The following is a 6,706-nucleotide window of genomic DNA, read 5'->3' on the forward strand; positions in this document are numbered from 1 at the left end:
CCCGTCCGGTCCGGCCGCCGCGTTCACCGCCGTCCCCGGTTGGCGCGCCACTCCTGGGCCAGCGTGAGCCAACCGACCCGCCCCACCCGGGGAAACGAGATGGTGGTGTCCTCCCACCCGGGCGGGCCCGACCCGGTACCCGGGGGTACCTCCGCTCCCGTGGCCGCAGACGTGGCCGGATGGGCGGCCGGTCCGCTGGCCGGGTAGGGAGCCGGGTGGGCGTCCGGCCCGCTGGCCGGGTAGGGGGCCGGTCGGGCGGCCGGTCCGGTGGTCGGGGACGTGGCCGGACAAGTGCCCGGTCCGTTGGTCGGGGACGGGGTCGGGTGGGTGGCTGGACCGGCGGACGGGGGAGCGGGCCGGCGGAGCGGGGCCGCTTCCGGGAGTCGGCCGGATCGGAATCTGCGGGCAAGCCGGTGTCGCCAGGTGAGCCGGGGCATCGCGTCGCCTCCATGGTGGGTCGGCTGGTCGTCTCCCCCGGCGGTGGGACCGCCGGCCGGGGAGCGGGCCGTCCCACCGCGACACCGGTCCGCCCGGAGGGAGAGCGGTCGATGTCGCACTTCACAGTCTGCTGATGAAACCACTACCGTGTGAAGGGTTGTTGTCGGCTTCCGGTCTTGTCCTGTGTTAGCGGCGTCCCTGGTCGGCGTGGTGTCGGAGTCGATCGTCGGCGCGGTGGAGGGCGGCTGGAGATGACGGACGGGCGGATGACGGCGGCGGCCTTCCTCGTCGCCGAGCTGCGGCGGGCCCGGACCCGTCGGGGCTGGAGCCAGGACGACCTCGCCAAGGCGGTCAACTACTCGGCGTCGATGGTCAGCGCGATCGAACTGGGCCAGCAGCCGCCCACCGCCAAGTACCTCGAACTGGCCGACAAAGCCCTCGACACCGGCGGCATCTTCAGCCGGATGCTCAGCCAGTTGGTCGCGCTCGACCGGGCACAGGTGTGGCTCCGGGGTTGGCGTGCGATTCTCGCGGACGCGTGGGCATTGCGGTGGTTCGACCCGCTCCACGTCCCGGGGCTGCTGCAGACCGAGGCATACGCGAGAGCGGTCTTCGAGTCCGATCCGATGCTCGATCCGGAGGAGGTCGAACGCCGGCTGGCCGACAGGATGGACAGTCAACGAACGCTCTACACCGAACGACCCCCACGTCTCGTGGCGGTGCTCGACGAGGCGGTCATGCATCGGCGGGTCGGTGGCCGCAAGGTCATGTCTGACCAGGCCCTGCACCTTGCGCGGATCGCCACGGAACACCCGCAGATCCGACTACACGTCGTCCCCTCGTCGGCCGAGGAGTATCCGGGCCTGAATGGGCCGTTCATCCTGGCGAGCCTGCCGGGCGACGTGGAGTTGGCGTTTCTCGGTGGTCAGATCGGTGGTCAGGAGTTGGATGACCCGGCTGACCTGAGGCGTCTTCAACGCACCTGGGAAGCTACCCTCGGCGTGGCCTTGCCACCGCAGGAGTCGATCGAGCGGCTGAGGGAATTGTCGGAGTCATGGAGTTGACCGGGGCTTGTTGGCGCAGGAGCCGCCGGAGCGGTTCTAACGATCAATGTGTCGAGGTGGCGACGAATCTGGTCGGGGTGGTCGGGGTGCGGGACAGCAAGGACCCGGCGGGCCCGGTGCTCACCTTCCCGGCGTACTCCTGGCGGGTCTTCGTGGCCGCGCCGCCGCGCTGACGGGACCGGCTCGCGGCGGACGGTCGCCGCAGGTCCGGTCGCCGGGATAACCGGTCGACCGGGTGGCTCGCGGGCGGCAGGATCCGGGTCGTGACGGGCACAGACGGGGTGTTGTTGACGACGGCACGGCTGCGGTTGCGCCGTTTCACCACCGACGACGTGGCGCATCTGGTCGAACTGGACAGCGACCCGGAGGTGATGCGGTTCCTCACCGGCGGCCGGCCCACCCCGCCCGCCACCGTGCGGGACGAGCAGCTGCCCCGGATTCTCGCCGGCTACGACCGCTACCCGGGGCTGGGCCGGTGGGCGGCCGAGGACACCGCCGATGGTGCCTTCCTCGGCTGGTTCGCGCTCGACCCGTCCGACGACGGCACCGGGCCGGAGCTGGGGTACCGGTTGCGCCGCGCGGCATGGGGGCGGGGCCTGGCCACCGAGGGCTCCCGCGCGCTTGTCGACCACGCCTTCGCCCTTGCCGGGGTGCGCCGGGTGTGGGCGCAGACGATGGCGGTCAACGTGCGGTCCCGGGCGGTGCTGGCGAAGACCGGCCTGCGGTACGTCCGCACCTTCCACGCCGACTGGCCCGACCCGATCGCCGGAACGGAGCACGGCGAGGTGGAGTACGAGCTGCTCAGGGGCGACTACCAGCCGCCTTCCGGGCCCGGTAGGCGCTGACCGCGACCCGGTTTCCGCAACCGGCGTCGCAGAACCGCCGGGACCGGTTCCTGGACAGGTCGACCAGCACGTTGGCGCACTCGGGGTGGGCGCAGTGCCGTAGCCGGCCCAGCTCGTCACCCCGGACCAGGTCGGCGACGGCCATCGCCGCCTCGACGGCCATCCGGGTGGCCAGCGGGGCGTCCCGGGGCACCGCGTGCACGTGGTACGGCTCGTCGTCGTGCTTGATGAGCTGTGGCAGCGCCCGGGACTCGCGGAGCAGGTCGTTGACCACGGTGACGACGGTGTCCGGGTCGTCGTCCCAGAGCCGGCGCAGCCGGGGGCGCAGCGCCCGGACGGCGCGCAGCTCGGCTTCGGTGTGTTCGTGCCGGCCGGTCCACTGGTTGGCGGTGACGAAACGGTCCAGCGCGGCGATGTCGGGCAGCCCCTCGCCGTCCCGGTTGTCGGTGTTGACCAGGGCTGCGGCGGCGGTCAGCCCGCACTCGGTGTCATGGGCGAAAAGCAACTTGACCCCTGTCGTCGTCGACGGCTAGCGTCATCGGCGTAATCCTACTTTGCTGATGTCACCTCGCCGGAGGAGTCCCGATGCCGCACCGATCTTCCGCCGGCACCGGGCTGGCACTCGCCCTGCTCTCCGCCGTCACGTTCGCCACCTCCGGCACCTTCGCCCGGTCACTCATCGAGGCCGGCTGGTCGGCCGAGGCCGTCGTCGTCGCCCGGGTCGGCCTGGCCGCCCTGGTGCTGGCCGCCCCCGCCGTGCTCGCGCTGCGCGGCCGGACCGGGGTGCTGCGCCGCAACCTCGGCCCGGTCACCGTCTTCGGCCTGCTCGGCGTCGCCACCGCCCAGGCATGCTTCTTCAACGCCGTCCGCTACCTGCCGGTCGGGGTGGCCCTGCTGCTGGAATACCTCGGCATCATCCTCGTGGTCGGCTGGCTGTGGCTGGTGCACGGGCAGCGCCCCCGCCGGCTCACCGTCGCCGGGTCACTGGCCGCCCTGGCCGGGCTCGTCCTGGTGCTCGACCTGACCGGCACCGGCCGGCTCGACCCGGTCGGGGTGCTCTGGGGCCTCGGCGCGGCCGTCGGGCTGGCCGGCTACTTCGTCCTCGCCGCCCGGGTCGACGCCGATCTGCCCTCGGTCACCATGGCCAGTGGCGGGATGGCCGTCGGCGCGGCCGTGCTCGCCCTGCTCGGCCTGGTCGGGGTGCTGCCGCTGCGGGCCACCTTCGGCGCGGTCGACTTCGCCGGGCAGCGCACCAGCTGGCTCGTCCCGATCGTCGGGCTGTCGCTGGTCGCCGCCGTGGTGGCGTACCTGACCGGGATCGCCGCGACGCGTCTGCTCGGTGCCCGGCTGTCGTCGTTCGTCGGGCTGACCGAGGTGATGTTCGCGGTGCTCATCGCCTGGCTGGTGCTCGGCGAGCTACCGGTGCCGGTGCAGCTCGCCGGGGGCGCGCTGATCGTCGCCGGGGTGGCGCTGGTCCGCCTCGACGAGCTGCGCGCGGGCCGCACCGAACAGGCGGCGACCAGGACGGACGAGCCGGCACTGACCTGAGCCGCCCCACGGATCGCCGCTGGCGTGACCGGGTGGTTCCCCGCCCGGTGCTGTAATGGCGGTGCGCTGCCCGGTGCTGCTGTGGGTGGGCCTGTCCGGTGCTGCCGTGGCCGGGGCGGCCTGCTCGGCGTGGCCCGGATGCGCCGACGTGAGAGGGTGTCGGACATGCTCAGCGTGGTGGTGTTCGACGCCGACGAGACCCTGATCGACCTGCGCCCGGCGGTCACCGGGGCCCTGGCGGCAGTACTGGAGGAGATGCGTCGCCGGACGCCGGTGGCGGCCGGGGTGACCCTCGCCGAGGTGGAGTCCGACTGGCAGGCGGTGTTCGGGTCGATGACCGCCGCGCCGGTGATGGAGATCCGCCGGGCCGCGCTGGCCCGGTCCCTCGACCGGGCCGGGCTGGTCGGTCAGCTCGACGAGTTCGCCGAACTCTTCTTCACCAGGCGCTACGCGCTCAGCCACCCGTACCCCGACGCCCTGCCGGCGCTGGCCGCGCTGCGCGCCGACTTCACCCTCGGTTACGCCACCAACGGCAACAGCCGCGCCGAACGCTGCGGTCTGCCCGGGGAGTTCGCCTTCGAGTTGTACGCCCACGAGGGCGGCCTGCCCAAGAAGCCCGACCCGGCGTTCTACGCCGCGATCGTCGCCGCCGCCGGGGTGCCGGCGGAACGGATCGCGTACGTCGGCGACTCGATCTCCCACGACGTGCTCGGCCCCCAGCAGGCCGGAATGCGCGGCATCTGGCTCAACCGGCTCGGACTTCCCCTCCCCGAAGGGGTACGCCCCGACGCCGAGGTGGGCACGCTCACCGATCTGCCGGCGGCGCTACGCAGCCTGCAACCGACGAATGCCTGATGCGGGACCAATTCGGATTTGTATCTGGCGGAATCGTCGCCGGTGCTATGGGATGGCTGCCACGTCCCTCAACGAGAGGATCTGATGTGGTGAGCAAGCGCTTCACCGCCGGAGCCGTCGCGACCGCGGCGGCCCTGGCACTTACGGTGACCGGCCTGACCGTCCCGGCGAACGCCGGGCCGACCACCAGCCGGACGTTCACCGTGGTGGCCGAGGACGGCGTTTCGGCGGACGCGGCGATCGCCGCGATCCGTGCCGCCGGTGGCACCGTCGTGTCCCGTACGGACGACGTCGGTCTCTTCCAGGTCACCAGCGACCGGGCCGACTTCGCCGGCCGGGTCACCGCCGCTTCCGCGCTGGTCGGCGCGGCCGAGCAGCGGGCCATCGGCCGCAAGCCCAAGCTGGACCGGGTCGCGCAGGAGAACCTGCTGACCGAGACCAGGAAGGCGGCCAAGGCGGCGGCCAACGCCAAGGGCAAGAAGCTGGACCCGCTCGACGACAAGCTCTGGGGCCTCACGATGATCGGGGCCGACAAGGCCCGCAAGGTCATGCCGGGCGACAAGCGGGTCACCGTCGGGATCCTGGACACCGGCGTCGACGCCAGCCAGCCCGACCTCGCGCCCAACTTCAACTGGGCGCTGTCGCGCAACTTCGCCCCGGACATCGCCGAGGTCGACGGCCCGTGCGAGGTGCCGAGCTGCCTCGACCCGGTCGGCACCGACGACGGTGGGCACGGCACCCACGTCGCCGGCACCATCGGCGCCGCCGCCAACGGCTTCGGCCTGTCCGGCGTGGCCCCGAACGTCTCGCTGGTGGAGCTCAAGGGCGGCCAGGACTCCGGGTACTTCTTCCTCAACCCGGTCGTCAACGCCCTGGTGCACGCCGGCAAGTCCGGCCTCGACGTGGTGAACATGTCGTTCTACGTCGACCCGTGGCTCTACAACTGCACCGCCAACCCGGCTGACTCGCCCGAGTCGCAGGCCGAGCAGCGGGCCGTCATCAAGGCGATGAAGCGGGCCTTGAACTTCGCCCACAACAAGGGCGTCACCCTGGTCGGCTCGCTCGGCAACAACCACGAGGACCTCGGCGCGCCCCGCACCGACGTGTCCAGCCCGGACTACGGTGCCGACCCGTACCCGCGCCCGATCGACAACGAGAGCTGCTGGGACTTCCCGGTGGAGGGCCCGCACGTGATCGGCGTGTCCGCCATCGGCCCGTCCGGCAAGAAGGCCGACTACTCCAACTACGGCACCGAGCAGATCTCGGTCGCCGCACCGGGCGGCTGGTTCCGCGACGGCTTCGGCACCGACACCTACCGCACCGACGCCAACATGATCCTCTCGACGTACCCGAAGAAGGTGCTCCAGGAGGAGGGGTCGGTCGACGAGAACGGCAACGTCGTGCCGGGCTTCGAGAACTCGGTGTTCAAGCAGTGCACCACCGCCGGTGAGTGTGGCTACTACACCTACCTCCAGGGCACCTCGATGGCGTCGCCGCACGTCAGCGGGGTCGCCGCGCTGATCGTCAGCAAGTGGGGCAAGAAGGAGGGTAAGGACGGCTACGGCCTGGCACCGGCCAAGGTGGAGCAGCACCTCTACCGGACCGCCACCGAGCACGCCTGCCCGGAGCCGCGTCTGCAGAGCTACGCCAACGAGGGCCGGTCGACCGAGTTCGACGCGTACTGCGCCGGGTCGCTGAACTTCAACGGCTTCTACGGGTACGGCATCGTGGACGCCAACGCGGCGGTCCGCAGCCCGCTCAAGCCGAACGTCAACCCCTGACGCCACGGCCCTGGGAGAGGCCCGGACGACCCCGGTCGTCCGGGCCTCTCCGCTCGTGTTTTGACCATCGTGGGGATTTGTGGTGGTCGAGGTCTAGCGGAACAGGGAGAACCCTGTCCATGATCTGAGTTCTCACACAAAGATCATCAATGGGCAGGGTTCTCGATGAGGAGCG

7 protein-coding genes are annotated in these 6,706 nt (G+C 71.6%); 6 read left to right on the forward strand and 1 reads right to left on the reverse strand.

The features are described 5' to 3' along the window. The first annotated feature begins 689 nt into the window (after nucleotides 1–689). The 3 genes from JQX11_RS23555 (at nucleotide 690) to JQX11_RS23565 (ending at nucleotide 2,347) form a co-directional block, all read left to right on the forward strand. Entirely contained in the window at nucleotides 690–1,502 is an 813-nt protein-coding gene (locus tag JQX11_RS23555; RefSeq protein ID WP_204927135.1) for a helix-turn-helix domain-containing protein, read from the forward strand. After that, a complete protein-coding gene (locus JQX11_RS23560) occupies nucleotides 1,493–1,675 on the forward strand; it encodes a DUF397 domain-containing protein (protein WP_204927136.1) in 183 nt (60 codons plus the stop codon). Before JQX11_RS23555 ends, JQX11_RS23560 begins: the two co-directional genes overlap by 10 nt. Before the next feature lie 90 nt (nucleotides 1,676–1,765). Continuing rightward, entirely contained in the window at nucleotides 1,766–2,347 is a 582-nt protein-coding gene (locus tag JQX11_RS23565) for a GNAT family N-acetyltransferase (protein WP_204927137.1), read from the forward strand. On the opposite strand, the gene JQX11_RS23570 is transcribed toward JQX11_RS23565, so the two are convergent. Further along, entirely contained in the window at nucleotides 2,304–2,852 is a 549-nt protein-coding gene (locus JQX11_RS23570; RefSeq protein WP_204927138.1) for a CGNR zinc finger domain-containing protein, read from the reverse strand. The genes JQX11_RS23565 and JQX11_RS23570 overlap by 44 nt on opposite strands. 80 nt (nucleotides 2,853–2,932) lie before the next feature. On the opposite strand from JQX11_RS23570, the gene JQX11_RS23575 reads away from it, so the two are divergent. The 3 genes from JQX11_RS23575 to JQX11_RS23585 all read left to right on the forward strand — a co-directional run bounded on the left by JQX11_RS23575 (nucleotide 2,933) and on the right by JQX11_RS23585 (nucleotide 6,531). Continuing rightward, the gene (locus JQX11_RS23575; protein ID WP_204927139.1) at nucleotides 2,933–3,895 is read left to right on the forward strand and encodes an EamA family transporter; all 963 of its coding nucleotides are present in this window, start codon (nucleotides 2,933–2,935) and stop codon (nucleotides 3,893–3,895) included. Nucleotides 3,896–4,060: 165 nt separating this feature from the next. Further along, a complete protein-coding gene (locus JQX11_RS23580; RefSeq protein ID WP_204927140.1) occupies nucleotides 4,061–4,750 on the forward strand; it encodes an HAD family hydrolase in 690 nt (229 codons plus the stop codon). Between the two features lie 89 nt (nucleotides 4,751–4,839). Further along, a complete protein-coding gene (locus JQX11_RS23585; RefSeq protein ID WP_204927141.1) occupies nucleotides 4,840–6,531 on the forward strand; it encodes a S8 family serine peptidase in 1,692 nt (563 codons plus the stop codon). The last annotated feature ends 175 nt before the right edge of the window (nucleotides 6,532–6,706 follow it).

The organism is Micromonospora humida (assembly GCF_016901255.1).
Lineage (GTDB): Bacteria > Actinomycetota > Actinomycetes > Mycobacteriales > Micromonosporaceae > Micromonospora > Micromonospora wenchangensis.